At 40.4% G+C, this 22,869-nt stretch carries 22 protein-coding genes and 2 pseudogenes; 2 read left to right on the top strand and 22 right to left on the bottom strand.

Features of this window, described 5'->3' with window-relative positions:
* Window positions 1–8 precede the first annotated feature (8 nt).
* The 3 genes and pseudogenes from EAF07_RS02925 to EAF07_RS10735 form a co-directional block, all read right to left on the bottom strand.
* Window positions 9–809, bottom strand: coding sequence for a hypothetical protein (locus EAF07_RS02925; protein ID WP_121834795.1), 801 nt, complete (start codon window positions 807–809; stop codon window positions 9–11).
* Between the two features lie 136 nt (window positions 810–945).
* Complete coding sequence (locus EAF07_RS10590) at window positions 946–1,089, bottom strand: hypothetical protein (protein ID WP_183121647.1); 144 nt, start codon at window positions 1,087–1,089, stop codon at window positions 946–948.
* A gap of 291 nt (window positions 1,090–1,380) precedes the next feature.
* A pseudogene (locus tag EAF07_RS10735) lies at window positions 1,381–1,476 on the bottom strand (class C sortase); the annotation flags it as partial.
* Window positions 1,477–1,992: 516 nt separating this feature from the next.
* Between EAF07_RS10735 and EAF07_RS10740 the strand changes: the two are divergent.
* Complete coding sequence (locus EAF07_RS10740) at window positions 1,993–2,511, top strand: helix-turn-helix domain-containing protein (protein ID WP_245962684.1); 519 nt, start codon at window positions 1,993–1,995, stop codon at window positions 2,509–2,511.
* A 9-nt stretch (window positions 2,512–2,520) separates the two neighbouring features.
* Window positions 2,521–3,525, top strand: a complete 1,005-nt coding sequence (locus EAF07_RS02940) for a M protein trans-acting positive regulator PRD domain-containing protein (RefSeq protein ID WP_245962685.1) — start codon at window positions 2,521–2,523, stop codon at window positions 3,523–3,525.
* Between the two features lie 456 nt (window positions 3,526–3,981).
* Here EAF07_RS02940 and hupY read toward each other — a convergent pair whose 3' ends face one another.
* From hupY to EAF07_RS03025, 19 genes and pseudogenes are all read right to left on the bottom strand, one after another.
* Window positions 3,982–7,095 carry a leucine-rich repeat adhesin HupY/LrrG gene (hupY, locus tag EAF07_RS02945; protein WP_121834797.1) on the bottom strand — a complete coding sequence of 1,038 codons (3,114 nt, stop codon included), beginning with the start codon at window positions 7,093–7,095 and terminating at the stop codon, window positions 3,982–3,984.
* Between the two features lie 757 nt (window positions 7,096–7,852).
* Window positions 7,853–8,992: a YcjF family protein gene (locus tag EAF07_RS02950; protein ID WP_121834798.1), complete on the bottom strand. Its 1,140-nt coding sequence runs from the start codon at window positions 8,990–8,992 to the stop codon at window positions 7,853–7,855.
* Window positions 8,992–9,207, bottom strand: coding sequence for a hypothetical protein (locus EAF07_RS02955; protein ID WP_121834799.1), 216 nt, complete (start codon window positions 9,205–9,207; stop codon window positions 8,992–8,994). Before EAF07_RS02955 ends, EAF07_RS02950 begins: the two co-directional genes overlap by 1 nt.
* Window positions 9,208–9,315: 108 nt before the next feature.
* Entirely contained in the window at window positions 9,316–9,549 is a 234-nt protein-coding gene (locus tag EAF07_RS10910) for a site-specific recombinase resolvase (RefSeq protein ID WP_425452076.1), read from the bottom strand.
* A 114-nt stretch (window positions 9,550–9,663) separates the two neighbouring features.
* A complete protein-coding gene (locus EAF07_RS10915; protein ID WP_425452077.1) occupies window positions 9,664–9,900 on the bottom strand; it encodes a recombinase family protein in 237 nt (78 codons plus the stop codon).
* Window positions 9,897–10,079: a recombinase family protein gene (locus tag EAF07_RS10920; protein WP_425452080.1), complete on the bottom strand. Its 183-nt coding sequence runs from the start codon at window positions 10,077–10,079 to the stop codon at window positions 9,897–9,899. The genes EAF07_RS10915 and EAF07_RS10920 overlap by 4 nt, the downstream gene beginning before the upstream one ends.
* Before the next feature lie 231 nt (window positions 10,080–10,310).
* On the bottom strand, window positions 10,311–11,666 hold the full coding sequence (rlmD, locus tag EAF07_RS02965; RefSeq protein WP_121834800.1) for a 23S rRNA (uracil(1939)-C(5))-methyltransferase RlmD: 1,356 nt from the start codon (window positions 11,664–11,666) through the stop codon (window positions 10,311–10,313).
* A 77-nt stretch (window positions 11,667–11,743) separates the two neighbouring features.
* Window positions 11,744–13,201: an LCP family protein gene (locus EAF07_RS02970; RefSeq protein ID WP_121834801.1), complete on the bottom strand. Its 1,458-nt coding sequence runs from the start codon at window positions 13,199–13,201 to the stop codon at window positions 11,744–11,746.
* Between the two features lie 9 nt (window positions 13,202–13,210).
* Window positions 13,211–14,041, bottom strand: a complete 831-nt coding sequence (gene pheA, locus EAF07_RS02975; protein ID WP_121834802.1) for a prephenate dehydratase — start codon at window positions 14,039–14,041, stop codon at window positions 13,211–13,213.
* On the bottom strand, window positions 14,038–14,514 hold the full coding sequence (locus tag EAF07_RS02980) for a shikimate kinase (RefSeq protein WP_121834803.1): 477 nt from the start codon (window positions 14,512–14,514) through the stop codon (window positions 14,038–14,040). Before EAF07_RS02980 ends, pheA begins: the two co-directional genes overlap by 4 nt.
* On the bottom strand, window positions 14,507–15,790 hold the full coding sequence (gene aroA, locus EAF07_RS02985; protein ID WP_121834804.1) for a 3-phosphoshikimate 1-carboxyvinyltransferase: 1,284 nt from the start codon (window positions 15,788–15,790) through the stop codon (window positions 14,507–14,509). Before aroA ends, EAF07_RS02980 begins: the two co-directional genes overlap by 8 nt.
* Window positions 15,791–15,907: 117 nt before the next feature.
* On the bottom strand, window positions 15,908–16,246 hold the full coding sequence (locus EAF07_RS02990) for a YlbF/YmcA family competence regulator (RefSeq protein ID WP_121834805.1): 339 nt from the start codon (window positions 16,244–16,246) through the stop codon (window positions 15,908–15,910).
* A 12-nt stretch (window positions 16,247–16,258) separates the two neighbouring features.
* Window positions 16,259–17,362: a prephenate dehydrogenase gene (locus tag EAF07_RS02995; RefSeq protein WP_121834806.1), complete on the bottom strand. Its 1,104-nt coding sequence runs from the start codon at window positions 17,360–17,362 to the stop codon at window positions 16,259–16,261.
* 67 nt (window positions 17,363–17,429) lie between these two features.
* Window positions 17,430–18,596: a chorismate synthase gene (gene aroC / locus EAF07_RS03000; RefSeq protein ID WP_121834807.1), complete on the bottom strand. Its 1,167-nt coding sequence runs from the start codon at window positions 18,594–18,596 to the stop codon at window positions 17,430–17,432.
* Between the two features lies 1 nt (window position 18,597).
* Entirely contained in the window at window positions 18,598–19,665 is a 1,068-nt protein-coding gene (aroB, locus tag EAF07_RS03005; RefSeq protein WP_121834808.1) for a 3-dehydroquinate synthase, read from the bottom strand.
* A gap of 5 nt (window positions 19,666–19,670) precedes the next feature.
* The gene (locus EAF07_RS03010) at window positions 19,671–20,171 is read right to left on the bottom strand and encodes an NUDIX hydrolase (protein WP_121834809.1); all 501 of its coding nucleotides are present in this window, start codon (window positions 20,169–20,171) and stop codon (window positions 19,671–19,673) included.
* Window positions 20,168–21,031, bottom strand: coding sequence for a shikimate dehydrogenase (locus EAF07_RS03015; RefSeq protein WP_121834810.1), 864 nt, complete (start codon window positions 21,029–21,031; stop codon window positions 20,168–20,170). Before EAF07_RS03015 ends, EAF07_RS03010 begins: the two co-directional genes overlap by 4 nt.
* The gene (gene aroD, locus EAF07_RS03020; RefSeq protein ID WP_121834811.1) at window positions 21,021–21,698 is read right to left on the bottom strand and encodes a type I 3-dehydroquinate dehydratase; all 678 of its coding nucleotides are present in this window, start codon (window positions 21,696–21,698) and stop codon (window positions 21,021–21,023) included. The genes EAF07_RS03015 and aroD overlap by 11 nt, the downstream gene beginning before the upstream one ends.
* A pseudogene (locus EAF07_RS03025) lies at window positions 21,695–22,862 on the bottom strand (class I SAM-dependent rRNA methyltransferase). The gene aroD and the pseudogene EAF07_RS03025 overlap by 4 nt, the downstream one beginning before the upstream one ends.
* Window positions 22,863–22,869 lie beyond the last annotated feature (7 nt).

The raw sequence follows: 22,869 nt of genomic DNA on the forward strand, positions 1-22,869 counted from the left end.
AAAAACCATCAGTTCATTTGGTCGTAATATTTATCCTCAATGCCTCGAATCCCCTCAGACACTTTTTCCAATTCCTTTTCAAGTTGAGCAGCTTTTTCCTCGCTTGGACAGGTGTCTAACTGCGCTTCAAGGTCATAAATCATTTGATAAGCCTTTGTTAAACTAGCTTTTTCTTCTTTAGACAAAGCAGAGCTTTCATCAATAGCAGCTACTTGGATTTTCAAATCCAGTTTTCCTAGTTTTTCGTAAGCTGCTGTCAATTGCTCTTCTAATCCATTTGCCTTAGCTTCATCATATGCTTCCTCCTTATCACCATAGAGAGCGTCCAGCTGTTCCTCTAGTTGCTCAATCGTTGCTAAGATAGACTGATATTCTTTTTTCTCAGTATCTGATAGAGTTTTCATCGCCACTGCATTTTCAGAAGCAAGGCCTTCCTTATCTTCTGCTGCCATTTTTTCTTCTAATTTCTCGATAGGTTTAAAGAGAGCTTCCAATTCTTTTTCAAGCACTTCAGCTTTTTTCTCGTCAGTAACATTACCCTTATCATCGTACAATTTAGCCAACTGAGCTGAAATCTCATCTGCCTTGTCGTAAGCTGCCTTGACTGTTTCTTTCTCCGCCTCTGTCAAGCTCTTGTATTCTGATAAAACTGATACCGTTTCAAGTGAGAGGCAATCGCCACCTTGACAAGTCGTTTGTGTCTCATTTGCCAATACCTGCGGTGCTTGTAAAAGCGGTGTTACCACCAATGCACCTGCCATAGCAAGACCTGTTACGATAGAAGTTAGTGTACGTTTTGTTTGTTTCATAAGAATGTCCTCATTTCTATTTAATCATCACCTCAGCTGAGAGGAAGTTGACCAGTCATCCTTGACTGTGACTTTATTATAGCTAGAAAATCAGCACAAATCCCCACAAACACCACACAGAAATGTCACAACTTTGTCACAAGTGAGAAAGTGAAAATACATGGCAATCTTTTTTAGGGTTATGATAAGGCGCACAATAGCCACGCACCAATAAACTGTAAACATTCACACCGTAAGACATACAGGTTAGTAAGGTCGCATAATCTTTATCAGAAGTCACTAATACTCAACCAAAATCAAAATTAGCATATTGAGCAAACTAAAGGACCAATAAAGGTATCAATTTTCCAGCGCTTCTTTCGCCATGGTGGTATTATAATCAAGAGTAAACACTTGATTATAACGGACTTTTTGAGACCTAAGCTCAAAAAGTAGCAATGAAACTCCAAAGGAGGTTTTGACGCTGACTTTGTCAGCTTCATTTCCCGCCTCAAAAGGTTCCCCAAACCTTTTGAGCGTCCGCACCGTTTTAGAAAGAAGCAAAAAAGTAATTTTTGATTTTTGACAAATATAAAATAGGTAAAAAATTATTAGGTTCAACCACCAAAATCTGATCCACCTGATAGACCAGTGTCTCTTTAATATTATGAATATAGAATACCTCACCTTTCTCATTCACTATATGTATTGGTATCAATGCAGGTTATTACCCAACATTCCCACGACTATTTTAGCAACCCCTCTTATTATATTCTCATATTAAAACTCTTTATTCCAAAAACACCGAGAAATCCTTAATTGATTTTAATTTTTAAACAATTAGTTTATTTTTGTTTATTTCAGAAAATTCTAATCGAAATGTATATTTTGTTGTATTTGTTGTATTTGTTGTATTTGTTGTAAAAATTATTTATCTTTTTTATTTTTATAATATCTACGAAAGGATAAAAAACAACGAACCTTATTATCTAATAGCAATATTAACCATGTTTTTTATCACAAAAACCATTTGTTTTAACTTTCAAATGATAACAACTACCTCTCCTTAAATGAACCCTCCGAAGCGGTCAAATACTTGATATCACTTGGTTTTATTGATTTCAGAACACAACTACTTGATTTGACAAACTGTTTTATTTATGTCAGAATACTTTAAAATAAATTTAAAAAGGAATTAAAGGTAATGTTAGAAAGGTACATAGAAAAAGCAATTCAAGATAAGGTAACCATCCTTAATATTTTATTTGATATCAATGATATCAAATTAGAACAGATTGCCACTCTATCCGCTTTACCCACTAAAACAATCTATCGTATCGTTCAAGAATTTGAAGTTGAATTTGAGTCTGAACTTGATTTGAAAATTGAGCAAGATGTTATCTACATCAAGAAAATTGCAACCCATCATTCAAGTTATTACTTTCATCGTATTTACCAGCAGTCTGCTATTTTGCAAACTATCCGATTCTTTCTATTGAATACCGATGGTAACTTCAACGATTTCATTGACCAAAAATTTATTTCCACAGCAACAGCTTATCGCATCCGCAAAAAATGTGAAGTGTTACTGCGAGCTATCGGTCTTAAGCTCTCAAAAAATAAGATTGTAGGTCAGGAACACCGTATTCGTTTTTTAATCACCCTGCTACAATATCATTTTGGTATCATTATCTATGACCTATCAGATGGGAGTATTGATTAGATCAAACAAATGATTGTCCAGTCAAATCTTCATTCTAAAGACGATTCTTTAGAACTACTTCCCGAAAGGTATCTTTTTTTCGCTATTTTGGTGTCTCTGACTTGGAAACGTCGTGAATTTCCATTAAATGATTTTCCACATAAGGAAATCAAACGTCTCAAAAAAATGTTTATTTATCCTATTTTGGTTGAAAATTGCCAGTTATCGTTAAAACCACATCTGGCTACTCCTTTGACCTCTAAGGAAATGGATTATATTTTCTTGGCATATTGCACAACCCATGTAGTATTTGCCAAAGACAAATGGACAGATGAACGAAAACTCGTTGCAGTTCAAGCTGTTTTACAAGATTCTCGTTCAAAACATCTTATCTCAAAATTCAAAAAAGTCTTTGGTACTGAGATCGTTGAATCAGATATCTTCCTCACCTCGATGACCTTCTTGTCACGAACATTCTTATTCGGCTTGCAAAACTTAATCCCTTTTATCAATCACTATGAACACCACCTCATTGATACTTCAGATTCGCTGTACATCATTATCAAAAACATCATCCAAGAATGGATGAGTGAGGAAGGTATTCAAGGATTTTTAGATCAGCACCGCCTTTATTTCTTGTATCTGTACCTGAGAAATTGTATTCAATCGTCGTTACCATCACTTCCTATCCACATCATTCTCGGAAGTCAGCTAGATCTTGACATGATCGAAGGTGTTTTAAAGCGTAATTTTACAGAAGATGTGGCTATTATCAGTAGATACAACCTTTTGGCAGATACATTAAAAGATGCCGAAGAAATCACCAATCAAACAATCATCATTACGACTAAAAAATTTCTCCCTTATCTTGAGCAGTGCTATCACGGTACAGGCTGTCACTTCATCACGATAGCTATTGATTTGCATATCAATCAACAGCGACTCATTCAAAATACCGTCTCTACCATTCGCTTGCAAACCTATTTTGACAAACTTGCGAGCATTGAAAAAAAGGCTAAACATTATCTGACTTAATAGTTTTGATTTTAAATGACCTTCGTTTCGTAAGGCGTTATATCTGTTCAAAAGGTATTATGAATAACTACCAGCCGTTTGTGAACATAAAAAGAAGCTGGGAATCCCCAAACTCCTACAAAGAACCTTTTCAGACAGTGAACTATTTTCGCTATTTTAAGAAGAGGGTGAAGAAGTTACGATTTCTTTGGAAACAGGCTAAATTGATATAGTAAAAATGCTGGGCACAGTGCCCAGCATTTTTGTTTTTTAGATGCCCTTTTGTGACAAGTTGTCTCTCCTCTATCTTATCGATTCATTTTCGCCATGGCAACATTTACTGAAACTTCTGTAACTGTTCCTAAATAATGTCAAACAACTGATTCCTGTCATGACTTTTAGCAACAGCTTTCTCTCCTACGCCAAAAAGGTTAATTAAGTGGATGAATGCCCTCAATTAACCTTTTTCATTGAAAATTAGTTGTCTTTCCGTTTTTTGACCACGATAGCCGATAAGTACGCGAGAATCGCTATTCCTAGTCCATACCAATAAGAATCACTTGTAGTACCTGTTTTCGGTAGAACTTTTGATACAGAAGTTCCCTGAGTTGAAGATAAAGCTTGTTGTGCCTTTTTTTCTTTCATAGGGAGTTCTGATGCGGTGTTTGGCTCGTGACTTGGTTTGTCATTTTCAGACGACGCCTGAGGTTGCGACATTCCTTTCCAATCTTTCACCGCGTCTTTTACCGCTTCAAAGATGGCTTGACGATGGTAACTTGCTTTTGGAACATCGCGAATTTGAGTCATATCTGCCAATTCTTTGGTGCGAATCTCTTCGACAGATAGGCCTTCGTAATCCTGCAAGGTCGCCACAGCCAAGGCATGGTAACCTTCATTATCTTCATCAATATTCAGAACTGGATTACCATATGTGTCTTTCTGGCCTTCGCCAATGCTCTCGCTACGATCCAAGATATACAGAATCACACCATTTGCATCCACATACACATTCAACCCAATATAATATTCTGGCAATGGAAGGGGGCTCTTGAACTGATGCACTCCTTGTACCATTGTTGCTTGAGCCAAGATACCTTTTCCTGTCACCAATCCTGTCAAGAGGGACAATTCTTTTTCCAAACGTGACACTTGTTCTGCTGACAAAGCACTGTTGTTGTAAGAACGTACAGCGTAGACATATTTTCCTTGTAATAGAGCTAAATTAGGAGATGTTGTAAAATCCTTCATGGCCGTTTCAGCTAATTTCATTTGACAATCAAGTCCCAAACGTCCCATGAAAAAGCGGCTGGTATGGATAAATTGCCACTGTTCCCCTTGACGCAGCTCTTTTTTCGCCACCAATTGTTCTCCTTGATGCAACAAGTCCTTAAACTGCTGCTGAGTGGAGGTACGCAATGTCGAGAAATCAATGGCTTTCATTTCAGTCATTAACTGGGTCAACACCTCACGATTTGTTGCCAATTTCGCAGTATTGATGATATGCCCCTCCCCATCAGGTAGCTGACTTTCTGCTTCGCCTGCTGTCATCACTTCGACTGTTGAACCTGGTTTCCCATTTTGAGTGAAGGCATTAAAGGCGATTATTTCAACCTTTTCTGGTAATTGTACACGGTGCAACTGATTGGTACGGAAGGCTTCTTCTTTGATTTCCCGTAATTGTGGTGGTAACTCAACCTTTTCCAAACGATTATCTGCAAAAACTTGAACCGATAGAATTTCTAATTTGTCTAAACCAGTCATATCAACTGTCGTCAAGGCATTGGATAGGAAAGCCATTTCGCCAATCTCCTCCACATCTTTGCCCAAGAAAAGGATGGCCTGTGCTCCATTTTGACGAAAGGCAGAGCGACCAATCTGCTTAACAGCTGGAGGAACCACAATTGCAGAGACATGGTTGATATGAAAAGCTGCATCCCCGATTGTCTGGAGAGAGTCAGGTAATTCTAATGTACCAATGCGATTATTCATAAAGGCACCTGCACCAATTTCAACCACACCTTCACCCAAATTCAAGGACTCAATCCGATTAGACTGAAAGGCAAAATCTCCAATTTTTTGAATACTGTTTGGCAAGAAAACTTCTTCTAAGTCATATTTTCGTAGGCTTTGCTGGTCAAAATCAACATTTCGAAAGGCATTGGCTGCAATTTCTGTGATGACATGCTCACCATTTCGCTCTGGAATGTCAAGTTTCTTCAAGCGACGAACTTTTTGAATGCCCTTCTCTGAAAAACCAAGGATCACTGAGTCTTGGTAACGGAAATCTTCTGCCACCCAACGGCTGTAATCTATCTTGGCAACCGCTGTTTGTAGCTCTTTCCCTGGATTTACATAGGCACCTTCCGTTTTTAAATGATGCGGATTTTTGCCATCTGTCGTTGTCAGTACTACCTGATTGCCATAATGGTCATCACCTGGATTGCCAGTAAAGGCTTCTTTTCCAATACGCTCCAAGTTAGCTGGCAGATGAACTTGACTCAAATCATTGTCTTGAAAAGCTGCTTCACCAATCTCTTTCAAAGAAGTCCCCTTGAAAACAACCGATTGCAAACGATTTGATTTGAAGGAACGCTCACCAAGATAGGTCAGAGTCTTCGGTAAAACCAGTTCACCTGTTAAACGATTGTCAAAAAAAGCCATATCGCCAATATGCGTCACTTCCGATGGCAGACTAAGACTCTTCAGAGCCATGTGTGCAAAAGCATAATCTGAAATCCGTGTCAAAGTCTTTGGTAAGACAACTTCTGTCACATTTTTATGATCCGCAAATGCATCCGCTCCAATATGGGTATAACCTTCTGGAATCGTGATTTTCGTCAACACATAAGCATTGATGGATTCGCCCTCTGTAGAAATAACGTTCCCATCCGCATCTAAACGGTCTACTTTACCATTTTCGCCGACACGGCTCGTATATTCTGCAATTACCGTATTTTTATCAGGCGCAAATGCAAAACTCGCCACGCGCCGTAAAACAGTGCCATCTGTTCCTTTCTGAGGTAATACCAAATGACCCGTTTGCCCTAGCTTCTCTACTCCCTTGCGTGATAACCCAACAAGACAATCTCCACGCGTGATAAAATCTTCGCTCTGCCAAATGGAGTCAGACAGCTCTTGTACCTTTTTGTCTACAGATGGGTTCGTTTTAGGGAACTCTTTGGATGGTTTCTTTGCATCTTTGGAATCATCGTCCTCTGCAAATAAGTCCTCTACTTCTTCTGAAAGAGCTTTATCAGATTGTCGAGGAACATCTTCTGCTTCTTCATAAAACCAGTCCTCATCTTTTTTATCTTCTGAGTAGGTAGGCTTTGACGGCTTGGAAGCCTTCGGTTTATCTTTTCCTGCGTCTGACGTTCTGTCTCCAAATAAATCCGTCACTTCATCTGAAACCTTTTCTGTATCCGTTGACGGTTTTTTAGGGAAATCCGTTTCCTCATCCTCAAACCAATCATCTATATCAGATGCCGTATTTGCAACACCCCTATCATGTTCCAAACCAGCAACCTCTTCAACAGACAGACCCATAGATAGCATTACTGCCAGTCCTAATACAACTGAACTTTTTTTCATTCATTTTCCTTTCATGATATTGTGATTAATCACATTGATAGATTTTATGACAGCGATCACCTGTCACCTACTGAAGCTTCATTGTATCCCCTATCTTACCACAGGAATTCATCACACGCAACCATTTTTGTAGTTTTACCTAATTTTAAAATTAGGTAAATTTAACCAAGATCATAATATTCATTTAGTCCAATCAAAGAGACTGGGCAAAAAAAAAAAAAACGAGAACACTTATTAAAATGTTCTCGCTGGATTAATTTATTACTGACGTATCTATTTTTTGTCTACGCAGTCGACATCCAAACAGACGTTCACATCAATGTACTTTTTTTGCACCTTTTTTATGTCAAAATCACTTTTTTCAATAAAGACAAAATGTTTGAAAAAGTGCTTAAAATAAAGGATTTTTACCCTTTGCTTCGTTGTAGCAACGCTACGCACTCCACGTGATGTGTCATTTGGAGTAACAAGGTCCAGTGGACCTTGTTAGCAGCTCGCCTTGAAACAAGGACTATTAATCTGTGGTTTTAACTAAGAGGCTCACAACCTCCACGTGTGCTGATAGAGAGTAACTATACTATAGAACGAAAGAGTTTAGTCAGACTTTGTGATTATATTATTGAACGATACTATGAAGTGTAATTAGTCATTTACTTATCATTATCCCATCCCTAAGCCTAGTGCTTCTCCCAAGAGGCGATTGCCACCGGCCACCATTGGTTATAAAAGCAAAGTCAATGGACTCATTTCTAAAATATTAATTCTTATTCACTTGCAACTGAGCCTTAAACATTTGCGACATAGTATCACGACCCTTTTTAGTACCAAGGTCATCTATGCTCATTTCTCCCTTGAATACCAACTCCATAATTCTGATATATGCCTCACCAAGAGCGGCTGTAATCACCCCTGCAGTTCCTGCAGAAATTGCACCACCCATGACAGTTCCTGCACCAGGAATAAATTTAATTATATTAGTAAAAACTGTTTTTCCAAGAAGAGTTGCTCCGCCTGCACCAATTGAGGAAGAAAGTAGAGCAGTTATGATGCTCTTATTAACATCAAATCCAAAAATTACCGTGATAGAAGCTATCATACCAACTTGGGTAGGAACCAATAATGCGGCGTCAGAAAACGGGATAGGTACAGCTCCTGCAGCCGCCGCTGCTAATGTGGCAGTCGCTACCGCTGCCTGTGCTCTACGCTTTTTTTCTTCCAAAGAGGCTATTTGAACATGCTGAAGTGTATCCATCAGCTCATCTGGTAGTGCTTCTCCCATAACTTTAATCAAAACATCAAGACCGTAAGACTTCGCAATACCTAAATCTTCAATTTCATAATCTTCTGCAAGTACAGGAATAATCTGAATGATATCCAAGTTTTCATTAAGTAAAGCTTGTCTCATGTCTTGAGCTTTTTTCTTTGAGAACGACTGTGTAAGGACAATTACAATCGGTACTTGAGTAATTTGATTATCCTTCGAAAGTTCTCTAAGCCATTCAATCTCTTCTGGTTCAATTCTATTTGAGGCAGTATTTATACAGTACCAAATGCAATGAATAGCTCTATTAATATCTTGTGTAGCAAGTCCTTTACTGATGGTATCCACCACTTCTTGTTTAACTTCTGCTTGAACTTCTTTTCCTAACTCAAATCCTCTCGTATCATAAATCGCAAGTGGCACATTCTTCTTTGTAATTTTACGCATATGAGTTGTCACCGGTTTTCCCATTCCAGTATCAGCCAAGTTGTCTTTAAATACTGCATTTATAAGCGTACTTTTACCCACACCTGTCTTTCCAGCAACAATAATATTCAATGTATTCAAATTTTTAATTTTATCTGCAATCGCATTAATTGCCTCCTGCGCAATCTTATCTGCACTAATTTCTGCCATTATTCTTCCTCCATGAATTTGTTTTCAAATGGTACAATTTCTGGCCCCATTTCATCAAAATCAATCTCATCATTCTTCAATGAGTCTTTGTATACTTTGTTTCCATATTTTTGGATAAGTGTTGGTATTGCAATAAATCCAGCCAAAGTTAATGCACTTCCGGCGACAAACCATTTCAATTTTCTATGCTTATCTCTTTTGGTGTTATCCCTCATAACCGATTTTTCCGTTTCTTTATTAATACTCTAATCATTCTGTTTATTTATTTACGCTATTATAACACGAAACAACACAAAAAACCACAACCTTTCGATCGCAGTCTCTTACAAGTCAACTTCTGTTCCTTCGAGAAAGATTACAGTAATCTGCCCACTCTCTGAGATAGTGATGTTATCAAAGACTTGGCACATAATGTTACTATCGAAATAGTCTAGGTCAAGAACTTGTTTCATAAACTTGCCATAATACTTATGCGGAAGATTGTCACCCTTGTTTAGCTTTTCTAACTTATCAAGAACATCAGTTTTATGGTCTTTGAGTATGCTGACGTTTTTCATAAAAGCCTTCTCTAACATTTCCTCATCAATATGGTTATTCTGACAGCCAATCTGTCCTTTGACTCTATAACGATTGTTACACTGCCATACTTTACGTTTACCTCGACTGGTGGTCTAGTTCTTTCTACCAAAGGCCGAACCACATTCTGCACAGAACACTTTTGTGGTGAATGGAGTATTGTCATTTTGCACGATGTAAAATTTCAGTAGATGTTCTTCACGAAAGGCTTTCCTCCTGTCCAATTCCAACTGTACTAATTCCCATGTGTCTTTGTCAATAATAGCTTCATGGCTATTTTCTACATAGTATTGGTTGACTTGACCATCATTTTGAACTCGTTTCTTAGTCAAAAAATCAACTGTAAAGGTCTTCTGCAATAAAGCATCGCCTTTGTACTTTTTTTGAGAATCCTACTTGGATACCAGTTGGCCTTTCCTGACCAGCCCTTGATACCTTTGGTGTTGAGTTCCTTGGCAATGTTTTCTGCACTGTAACCTTTTAAGAAAGAAACAAAAAAGTAATTTTTGATGTTTGTTAAGTATTAATACATCACTATTTATCCAGATAAAAAATTTTTAGTAAACAGATTGTTAGGGGGACATATATTCCCACTAACCTCATGTATCTGAAAACAAATCATCCCATCATCATGCTATTAAACCAACTCACTCAACTTAAACACTCACTCTGATACTTACTCTATACGATAAAAAAAGCCTTACTATCAAGGCTTTTTACTATTCCTTTCGTTAAAAGGTTTCTAGGCTTTTACAAACAGTGCGACACACTCGACGTGATGCGTATTCGGAAATAAATCCACTGGCTGGACCTTCTTCAATTTATAGCCCAGTTCTTGATACCATTTAATATCACGCGCCATGGTGGCTGGATTACAGGAGACATAGGTGATTTTATCTGGTTGCATGGCAACGCTAGCTTTGATAAAACTTTCGGTGAGTCCCTTGCGTGGTGGGTCAACGAGGATGACACTTGGTTTGATGCCCTGCTTGCTCCAGTTGGCCATAGCGTTTTCGGCACTATCAGCTACATAGTGGGCATTTGTGATGCCGTTTAGCGCAGCATTTTTTTCCGCATCGCGTACGGCAGCTTCAATTACTTCCACACCATAAACTGCCTTAACCGATTTGGCAAAGGATAGGCCGATGGTACCGATTCCTGAGTAGGCATCAATCACCACATCGTCAGCGGTCAGTTCAGAAAAATCAATAGCTGTCTGGTAGAGCGTTTCAGCCATTGCCGTATTAACCTGATAGAAAGACTGGGCTGAAATCTCGTACTGGTTACCTAACATGCTATCGGTAATGGTATCTTTGCCGTAGAGAGTACGGAATTCAGCGCCAAAGATCGCGTTGGTGTTTTTATCGTTGATGTTTTGAATCACAGACACAAGGGCTGGGAATTCTTCCACTAACTGTTCAATGAGTTGGTCAATACGGAACACCTTTGGACGTGTGGTCACAAGAACCAACATCATTTCTCCTGAGTAATGCCCTCGGCGCACCACAAGGTTGCGAATCAGACCTGTCTGTTCCTTTTCATCATAAGGTTTAAGGTCAAAGCGGCGCAGCAAATCACGAGTGGCATTGATCAGACGGTCAATCTCCTTATCTTGAATGAGATAATCTTCAATTGGCATCAAATCATGGGAAGTTTTACGGAAAAAGCCTGTCTCCAACTGCCCATTGACACGACGGACAGGGATGGCTGCCTTGTTCCGATAAGCAGTTGGATTGTCCATTCCAAGCGTTTCTAGCACTTCGACATCTGAAATACCTGCTGTTTTGTAGAGGTTATCCACCACTTGCTTGCGTTTGAATTTGAGTTGTTCAGCATAAGCCAAGTGTCCAAAGTCAGCAATACCTGTGCGCAAGTAGGCTGCATCCATATCTTCCACACGGTGAGGAGAAGTTTTCAGGTACTCTTCCACCTTACCGTAGCCAATTTTCTTGGTAACCTTGAGCACGCGCATGCGAATCGTTTCTTCTGGTAGGGCATTTTCCACAAAAAAGACCAAACCATCTACTTTGGCCACCCCTTGCCCTTCGTGGGTCAAATCGACAATTTCTACTTCTACAATATCATTTTTTTGTAACATGTTTTTCCTCATTCTAAATGTCAGCTCTGCTTTTTCCAAAAGAAAAAGAGAGACCTTCGTCTCTCCATTATATCATATTATCTAAATCCCATCTGGGCTAATAGTTCTTTATAGTTCTCTCGGTCAATATCAAGTCCTAGACCACCATACATGTCATAGGTGTCCACCCAGTCCCCTTGTTTTGGAACGGTTAAGCGCTCAATGCCAGACTGTCCACTGGTTAAAACGCCTAATCCTTCTGCCAAAAGCACAGGATAAGAAACATTGGTAGAGGTCAGGGCATAAATTTTTCCAAGCGCTGCTGAACCTGTAAAGAGTTTTGCAGGATTTTTGACTTGAGAGAAAATAGCTGATAAGACTTGTTGCTGACGTTTGACACGACCAAAGTCAGCTGTATCGTCTCCACGGAAACGGGCATAGTTCAACAGGGTTTTACCGTCCATCTTTTGTTTACCGACTGAGATGGTCTGGTACATCGCTCCGCCTTGTGCATAACCTAAATCATCAGGAACTTCTACCTCTGTTACCATTTCACCACCAACAGTTTCAAATGTGGCATCGATGTCAACTCCCTCAGGGAAAAGGGTATCAATGGCAATGGCAAAGGTTTCAAAGTCAATCATGACATAATATTTGATATCAATGTCAAAATTATGTTTGAGAGCCTGACGGACAAACTCTGCCCCTTGGTCACCATCTTGTTCACCAAGGTTAAATGAGGAGTTTAATTTTAGGTCGGTCGAATAGTCATCAGAACTGTATCCTGGAATATTGACCAGTGTATCACGCATAAAGCTTGCTAGTTTGATTTTACCATCACTGCCACCAATATTCATGACCATAATCGTATCTGTTCGAGCATCTGTTGCATTTTGCGTCACGCGCTTATCACTACCTAAAATCAGGATATTGGTCCCATCTAAGGCATCCTCACCATTAAACACTTCTGTTTGTGCTGGTTGGTAATGATTTTTACCAGAGGTTACATCAGACACTCCCTTGAAGAACATGATAACCATGCCAATCAAAATCAGTAAGATAATAATGCCTAGCCATTGGAAAAAGCGTTTAATGCTAAAACGGCGTTTTTTCTTAACAGGCTTCTCAGGTTTTACCCTGACTGGCTTTTCTTTCAGAGGACGCTGCACTTTATCTTGTGGGCGTGGACGGCTAGAGGTTCTAACCTTTTCTTGTCTTGGATAAGCAGGCAAGCCTTTCGCGCGTTCTATTTGTTCTTCTGTGCCAAAAGCTGACGCTTCACGACTTGGATAAGGCGGTAACTCCCTTGACTGACGTCGTGATTGGCGTGAATAGCTTTTTCGTTCGTCCGCTCTAGGATAGACAGGCAAACCATTGATAGGATTTTGAGCTGACCTAACTGGCTGAGAAGAGACAGGTACTTCTCCAGCTAACTTAGCATTAAGGTGGTCTAGCTCTGCTTTTTCCTTAGGATTTAAAAAATGAATGTTTTTTGATAAATAATCGTAACGTAGGGCTTCGTGGTGCGTCAAAACCTCTAAACGGCGATCTGCCATAGTTTCTCCTTAATGATCTGTCATAATGTAAACAGTGTAATCTCCTAAAATTTTAAACGTAATTCCCAAGCTTGTCAACTCAGAAAGGGCATACTGAACCAATTCTTTTTCGTGATGAGCAATATCAATGATGAAAAAGTACTCGCCTAACATGGTTTTTAAGGGGCGACTCTCAATTTTCGTCAAATCAATGCCTCTCCAAGCAAAGACAGATAGAGCTTTATATAGTGCTCCTGGAAGGTTATCAGGTAAGGTGAGGGCTAGGGAAAGTTTTTCCGATATTTGTGGCAAAGCAAGCTGATTCCTTTTTTCTCCCAAAATCCAAAACCGTGTGAAATTTTCTTCAATTTCCTGAATATCTTTTGCAATAACCGTCAGGCCATATTGCTCAGCTGCTGCTTGAGGGGCAATAGCCGCATAGGGCTTATCTGGATTTTCTGCTACAAATCGTGCGGCATAGGCAGTAGAAGCCGTTGCTTCTAAAGAGGCGTTAGGATAATGCTGGGTAATATAAGATTTCCCTTGTGCAATCGCCTGTGGGTGTGAGTAAATTTTTTCTGGATTTGTTGTCGCAACAGACATGAGTTGTTGCTTGATGGGCTGAATGATTTCAGACACAGCAAGTAAATTCCCTTGATGGAAAAGATAGTCCGTCGTTTCATGGACTGATCCCTCGATTGAATTTTCCACGGGGACAATAGCAAAGCTGACCTTCTTGTCTTGGTAGGCTTTTAGCACTTCTGTGATGGTTTCAAACGGCACTAGGTCAGCCTGAGGAAAGGCGCTGAGAGCTACATTGTGGGTAAAGGATCCTGACGGTCCTAAGTAAGCAATCTTCATCGGATTTCCTCTACAATCTCCTGAGGTGTTTTATTGGTCACATCAATGATTTGTGCGGCTGCCTCTTCATACCAGATTTGACGACTGTCAAAAATAGCCTTAAAGTCTTCTTTACTATTCGTAACAAAAAGTGGTCGCACATTTTTCGTATCGTTGGCAATGCGCTGATAGAGGGTTTCAAAATCAGCTTTCAGATAAATCGTTTGAGGATTTTCTGCCAAAAGCTGACGATTTTTCTCTGTCACAACGACTCCACCTCCTGTGGAAATAACCTTATCAGTAGCTATCAAATCTAATAAAACATCACTTTCAATCTCACGAAAAGCTGCTTCACCCTTTGTCGCAAAAAAGTCTGCAATGGGCATCCCGATGCTGTTTTCAATCACAACATCCATATCAATATAATTCGGATCCAAGAGGCGTGCAATCGTTGATTTTCCGGAGCCCATAAAACCAATTAAAACCTTAGCCATTTAACAATACCTCCATGTGTTTGAAGAAATCAGGATAGCTGGTATTGATAGCCTCTGCACGTTCCAACACTACCTCTTCATCTTGGACAAGCAGAGCAGCAATGGCAGCCATCATACCGATACGATGATCACCAAAGGTATTGATTGTAGCACCATGAAGCGGTGTTTTACCAACGATAATCATGCCATCTGCGGTCGGCGTAATATCAGCTCCCATGGCATTTAAAGCATCCGCAACAACCTGAATACGATCTGTTTCTTTGACTTTTAATTCCTCCGCATCGCGGATAACTGTTTCACCGCTGGCTTGAGTGGCTAATAGGGTGATGATTGGTAACTCATCAATCAAGCGTGGGATAATATCACCTGAAATCTCTGTTCCATGCAAGTCAGAGGTTTCTACCGTAAGAGTCGCTGATTTGGCAACTGGGTCAATATCGGTCATCTCAATACGCCCACCCATGGCCTTAATCACGTCAATGATACCTGTGCGGGTCTCATTAATCCCTACATTCTCAAGAACAACTTTACTATTTGGAACAATAAGCCCTGCTACCAGCCAGAAAGCCGCCGAAGAGATATCCCCAGGAACGACAACCTCTTGAGCAGTAAATTCTTGACCTCCTGAAATACGAATCTCTTTGCCATCAACCTGAATCTCACCGCCAAATTGAACAATCATATCCTCGGTGTGATTACGTGTCTTCTCTTTCTCGATAATGACAGACTTTCCGTCTGCCTGCAAGGCTGCAAAAATCAGAGCAGATTTTACTTGAGCGGAGGCCACAGGTAATTGGTAAGTGATTGATTTAAGTGAGCTTGTCCCCTTCATCTTAAGAGGTGGCAAGTCACGGTCAGTCTGACCAGATACCTCAACACCCATTTGTCTCAAAGGAATGGTCACACGGTCCATCGGACGTTTTGAAAGACTGTCGTCTCCAAACATTTCCACTTCAAACCCCTGTCCTGCAAGGACACCTGAAATAAGACGAATAGACGTGCCAGAATTCCCCATGTCCAGTTTATTCTGCGGAGCTTTTAAGCCCTCAAAACCAACGCCATGTATTTCAACCACATCACCCTTATCCTCTATCTTCACTCCCAAATCACGAAAAACCTGCATAGTTGAAAGAACATCCTCACCACGCAAGATATCATAAACTTTAGTCACTCCCTTAGCAAGAGAACCAAACATAATGGAACGGTGGCTGATAGACTTATCACCAGGCACACGAATAGTACCCGATAATGATTTAGCTGCTGTTTGTAATTTCATAAAAAACCTCATACCTGTATTTCTATTATTATAGCAAAAAAAGACAGAAATTTCTAAAAATTTCTGTACTTGTCCCTATGTAAAAATCTTGAATCGACTGCAGCAGTTTACCCAACCTTACTCTGACAATTCCTGTAACGGTTTAAAAATGATACGCTCCAAGTCACCAACATAAACGCCTAACGCTTGTTGGCTAGTGAAATAAGCTTTAAGAATGCTATTGTTTTCAATCTTATCACCAAGCGCTGACATTTCTGCTTGATCCTCTGAAGTTGGCATTTGTCCAGATTGGACTAGGATCTGAATTTTATTTTGTGCAACCAAAAATTCTTCCCAGATAGCTTTAGCTGACACATCAGCTTCAACCGCTTCTCTAGCTGCTTTCACTGCTTGATATTCGGGAAGCGCACGAATGGCACGCTCCAAATTATTTGCTAAATCATAAATGTTTTCCATTGTTGTATCCTCCTACTTGATTGTAATGTTATATGCTGTATGTTCTCTAATCACCTGTTCAGCATGAGCTAAGTCCTTAGCATTTTTAAAAGAAATCTGCAAAATACCATGAATATCTTCACGATTTTCTTCGTTAATTCTGATATTAACCAAAGATGTTCCTCGAAGTAATTCCAAAATTCGTAGAATCACATCTTCTTCATCGGGAACATCAACAAAAAGGTCATAAAAGCTATCTACGCCACCTTTTTTATGAATCTCCATTTCTTTTCGAGTCACTCGACCATGTTCAAAAAATTCCCAGATGCCATTTTCATCTTTTTGAGAAATTAGCTGCGCCACCTTATCTAATCGACCTTTGAAGTCTTCAATTCGATCTAAAACAGCTCTGCTATTTGTCAATAAAATAGAGGTCCACATGCCAGGCTCTGACTCTGCGATACGGGTCATGTCACGAAAACCACCTGCTGCAAAGTGATTGGTATGCTGATGATTCTCCGCATAGGCTCCAGCCTGTTCCATAAGGCTAGAGGCTAAAATATGAGGAAAATGTGATACCTGACTGGTCACTAAGTCATGTTCTGCCGCGTCAATCTCAACATAGCGTGCCTTCGTCCCAACCAGTAAATCTTTTAACTCTGAAATGGTTGTCTCTTTAGTCAAAGTAGAAGGCGTAAAAATGTAATAGGCATTTTCAAATAAGGTGACATCTGCAGCAATAGCTCCAGATTTATGACTACCAGCCATAGGATGAGAACCGACGAACTGAACCTTGTCACCAGACAAATAGGCTTCCGCTGCTGACACGATTTCAACCTTAGTAGAGCCAGCATCAGTGATAATCACATTAGGTTTCAAATCCATACTAGCCAATTCTTTAATAAAATCAATGGTCTGTTTAATAGGAACTGCCAGTATGATAACATCCGCTAAGGGGGCAAAAGAAGCAAAATCTCCTGTGACCCTATCTGCAATCCCACGCTCCAAGGCAATTTCTCGAGACTTTTCAGAGCGATTATAGCCCAAAATCTCATAATCGGGGTGGGCACGTTTTATCGCCAAGGCAATCGAGCCACCAATTAAGCCAAGCCCTGCAATATAAATGGTTTTCTTCATCCTTACACCTAAAACCTTCTCTTTTTACTTTATAGAAAACTGTCATCTTTTTCGTATCTAAACCGTTTTAGAAATGCTTCACATACTCTCTATGTCTAGTAACAGCTTCTTTTAATTCTTCTAGATTGTCTGATGAAAATTTCTCTAAGATTTCCTGAGCAATGACTGTAGCAACGACACTTTCCATAACCACACCCGCTGCTGGAAGAGCTGTTGGGTCAGAGCGTTCCACCGTTGCTTTGTAAGGCTCATGCGTTTCAATATCAACTGACATGAGTGGCTTATAGAGCGTTGGGATAGGCTTCATCACACCACGGATAATCAGCGGTTGTCCATTGGTCATGCCACCCTCAAAACCACCGAGGTTGTTGGTTCTTCGGGTATAGCCTTCTGCTTCACTCCACATGATTTCATCCATGACTTCAGAACCTTTACGGTAACCTGCTTGGAAACCAACTCCAAATTCAACACCTTTAAAGGCACTAATCGAAACAACCGCCTGTGCTAACTTAGCATCCAGCTTGGTATCCCACTGCACATAGGAACCTAGACCAACTGGTACACCACCAACGATGGTTTCCACAACGCCACCAATCGTGTCACCTTCTTTTTTAATCTGATCAATGTAATCCTTGATTTCTTGCTCACGCGCTTGATTGACAACAGAAATTTCCGATTGCGCCGCCAAGGTCTTAATTTCTTGAACTGTCAGACCTTCTGGGACATCAATTTCTTTACCACCAAACACGACAACATGATTGGCAATCTCGATGTCAAGCTCTGCCAAAATGCGCTTAGCAACGGCACCAATTGCCACTCGCATGGTGGTTTCACGGGCAGATGAACGCTCTAGAGAATTTCTCAAATCATCAAAGCGATACTTCATCCCCCCAACAAGGTCTGCATGACCCGGACGTGGGTGGGTAATTTTTCGCTTCGTTTTCAGACGGTCTTCAATGTCTTCTACTGCCATAATATCCAGCCATTTTTGATGGTCTTTATTGATGACATGAAGCGTTATTGGGGCTCCAGTGGTCTTACCATGACGGACACCTGAAGTAATGTCAACCACATCACTTTCAATTTTCATGCGACCGCCACGACCATAGCCGCCCTGACGACGTTTCAGATCACCGTTAATATCCTCTGCGGTAAGGGATAATCCTGCCGGTACCCCCTCGATAATGGCTGTCAATCGTGGTCCATGGGACTCACCTGCTGTTAAATATCTCATCTTATTTCTCCAAGTAAGCTTTCATTTCTTCTAGACTGATTTGGTTAATGGCTGCGCTTCCTAATTTTGGAACAATAACAGTCTTAATCGAGCCACCACTAGCCTTTTTATCATGCGTCAAAGCTGCGTACAATTCATCTGTCTTCCAAGGCTCGTAATCCGTTGGTAACCCAAATTTAGCACACATCGCACTAATGGCATCCGTGATACCAGCGGGCATGAGTCCTTTTTTCTCAGCCACATGAGATATTTGAACCATACCAATCGCAACAGCCTCACCGTGCATAACCTTACCATAGCCCGCAGTTTGTTCAATAGCATGCCCAATCGTATGACCAAAGTTCAAATACATGCGGACACCGCCCTCAAACTCATCCTCAACCACTATCTTACGTTTAACCTGGCAAGAATGGTAAATAATCGCCTCGGCATTTTCCAAAATAGCAGCAACGCTCCCATCTAAAGAATCAAGCAAGTCCCACAAAGCAACATCATCAATGAGACCGTACTTAATCACCTCACCCATTCCCTCAATCAATTCACGCTGACCAAGTGTCTGAAGAACATCAGGATCAATTAAAACCCCCTTAGGTTGATTAAAGGTACCAACGCTATTTTTAGCCTTAGGCGTGTTAACACCCGTTTTGCCACCAATAGAAGAATCCACTTGAGCAGTCAGACTTGTTGGTATCTGTAAAAACGGAATCCCACGCATGTAGGTTGAAGCAACAAAACCAGCTAAATCACCGACAACACCACCACCAAGAGCAACAATCCCGTCACCCCTAGTCAAACCATTTTCAAGCAAGAAATCGTAGGCATTATTAACTGTTGTAAGATTTTTGGAAGCCTCTCCTTCTAAAAACTCAAAAACAAAGACCTCAAAACCGGCAGTTTCAAGACTTTGTTGAACCGTCTCTGCATAGAGAGAGGCAACATGATTATCTGTTATAATCGCAATCTTCTGACAATTCCAAATGGAACGAGCCCAGTCTCCTACACTTGTAAGAGACCCTCGTTCAATCATGATATCATAGGGATTTGTCGCTAAATCAACATGTAATTTCATTGCTATCACTTCCTCACTTGATGTAAATAAGTTAGGGCTTCTTGTAAAATTATCCTATCACGCTGGCGTAAGAGGCTCTGTTGTTCTGTATGAGGTTGTTGAACAGAAAAACGTTTGACAAGTTCTTCTAACGTTAAGGTTTCTAAATATACCTTGTCTGATGTTTCATTTTCATCGAAATGCTGCGCCAGCTTTTTCTCCGAAACCATCGCAACGAACCCATGATGAATTTGGAGGAGCTGTTCATCTTTTCGGTAATCGTCAATCTGGCACAGTTGACTTAGCCACGTACACTGATAACCTGTTTCTTCCAAAATCTCACGCCGACAAGCCTGTTCAAAGGTTTCTCCGTCTTCTAGTCCACCCCCTGGTAAAACTGAGAAATCATATTTGCCATAAGTCATGACAAGAACTTTCTCATCAGGAGTTAAAACAAGGACACGTACTGCCTGACGTTGACGTGCAACCTGAAAATCACTGTCGCCAATCTGATAGGTTTTTATCATTGATATTTTTCTTTTAACGCCTGCCAAATCTCATCAGTCGGCATCGGCTCACCTGTCCATTCTTCAAAGGCTGCAGCAGCTTGAAACAGAAGCATTCCTAACCCATTAATAGCCTTAAGCCCACGGCTACGTGCCAGTTTTAAAAATGGGGTTTCAAAGGGTTGGTAAATCACATCTGCTACTATAAGACCTTCTGGAAATTGAAAATCATCACGAATAATCATTGATTGACCATCCATGCCCACGCTAGTCGCATTAACAAACAACTGACTTTCAGCCACTTTTTCCTCAATCAAGTCAAGATTTTCAATCGGATAAACGTCAATTGCCACACCTGTTTTTTGGGACAAAGCTTGCGCTTTTACCTGTGTTTCCTCTAAGAAGGCTGTTTGGTTAAATATCGTAATATGACTAGCACCATTGAGCGCAGCTTGAGCAATAATAGCCGTTGCCGCACCACCACCACCCAAAATGGTTAGGTGTTTATTAGCAATGTTAAAGTCTAAAAGTGTCTCTAGAGATTGAAAAAAACCGATACCATCCGTATTGTGACCAATCAATTTGCCATCACGATGAATGACCGTATTCACCGCACCGATAAGCTGGGCTGAATCCGTTAAGTCATCCATATAGGGCAAGACAGCCTGTTTATAAGGCATAGAAATATTCACGCCCCACATGTCATAGCGCTTCACATTTTTGAGGGTTTCTTCAAGATCTGTTTCTGGAATATCCCATGCCACATAAACACCATTGATATTCGCCTTTTGAAAGGCATAGTTGTGAATAAAAGGAGAAATCGAATGTTTAATTGGTCTTGCGACCACCGCAGCTAGTCGTGTGTGTCCATCAATCTGCATCTAACACCTCCAAAAACTTGGTTAATTGATGAAGAGGGATTTGCCCTGGAGCACTTTCCTCATCAAGACTAGCGTAGGACCAGCATGATCCCATCAATTCACCAGCAACACGGGTAATACGCCCTAGTTTTCCCATTGCCATGACCGCATACTCCTGCTCAGGATTAAGGGTCTTAAAGCCTCTGGTAAAATTCATCAAATCAAGTACGTCTTGATTGGTTTTAGGCATGACCGCAATTTTCACCACACGTGGCGAAAGGGCTGTCATTTCAGAGAAGGCTTCCATAATATTACCAGGGGTCTCTTCAAAATTATGATAAGACAGGACTAAATTTGAAAACTCAAGCATCTCATGAAACACATCCATATGTGAAAAATACTCATAATCAATATAGTCCGGCTGATAAATCGCGTTAACTTCCTTAATAAGACTGACATATTCGCTGTCTTCTAACGCAATGTTGCCCCCTTCACGGTTCGTCCTTAGCGTAAAAAGTACCTCTCGCCCTACAAATTTTTCAAAAATAGCAGGTGCAACAGTCAAAATCTCCTCTTTTGGTAAATAATCAGCACGCCATTCGATGATATCTGCTAAGTCATACTTAGCCACATCAAGCATCTGTGCCTCTTCCAAACTCCTAGGCATTACTGGAACGACAATTTTCATTGGTTTACCCTTATCGTAAATACTTTCAAGTAATTACTGCTTTCATCATTTTTGTTGACGGTAAAATCACTCGGCAACTGTTTTAAATCTATAAAGTGGTGCTTGGTTTTTCCAAGTCCTTTTTGAATTTGTTTTTTAAATTGCTGCGCTGTCATATTTGAAGCATTGGTGGAAGCGATGATGGTTCCTTTGGGACTTAAAATGTCCAACGCCTGCGCAATCAATTTGTGATAATCCTTCAAAACTGAGAACGTTTGTTTTTTATTTCGAGCAAAACTTGGTGGATCGATGACAATCACATCAAATGTCAAATCATGACGTTTGGCATATTTAAAATACTCAAAAACATCCATGACCACAAACTGATGGTTGTTAACATCAAAGCCATTGGCGTCAAAATGCGCTTTAGAAAGGTCGCGAGAACGTTTCGCCAAGTCAACCGATGTCGTTGCTAACGCTCCGCCCATAGCTGCTGCCACGGAAAAAGCTGCGGTGTAGGAAAACATATTAAGAACTGTTTTGCCTAGCGCCAACCCATCAACTAAACTTCCTCTGACCTCATGTTGGTCTAAGAAAATTCCTGTCATTAGACCATCGTTTAAAAAGACTGAGTAGCGCACGCCATTTTCCAAAACCTCAAAAACCTCAGGTGCTTCATCACCGTAAAGATGAGAACTTTCAGGCAAGTCGCCTTTAAACCGTACCTTTTCGTAGGCACCAACAAGCTCTGGAAAAACCTTCTGAAAGGCTGATATAATGAGCTCTTTCTGGCTATAAATAAATATAGGTATTATACCAAGAAAACAGCGCATAATCTCCGTAACGATCAATGGTTACACCACCAAGATTATCCCCATCTTGATTAAAGAGACGGTAGGCAGTGGTCAAGTCGCTATGTTCAAAACGATGACGCTTTTTCTTAGCCTTTTCAAATAATCCTATCAAATAGTCTTCCGTCAAGTCCATCGCACTACGAGACAAGACCCAACCAATCCCTTTATTTTGCGGCGACAGGTAAGCTGTCCCTAGAAAGGCACCTTTTTGATTGACCAAAGAAACCAATCCGTCAGTAAATTCTTGATTGGGAAAATCTCTCCCATCAATGAGCTGAACACCTGACTTCACACGTTTCTCAGCCAAATCTCCCATAACAAGTTTAATCATAGGAGTA

This window comes from Streptococcus hillyeri (assembly GCF_003686955.1).
In the GTDB taxonomy this organism is placed as follows: Bacteria; Bacillota; Bacilli; order Lactobacillales; family Streptococcaceae; genus Streptococcus; species Streptococcus hillyeri.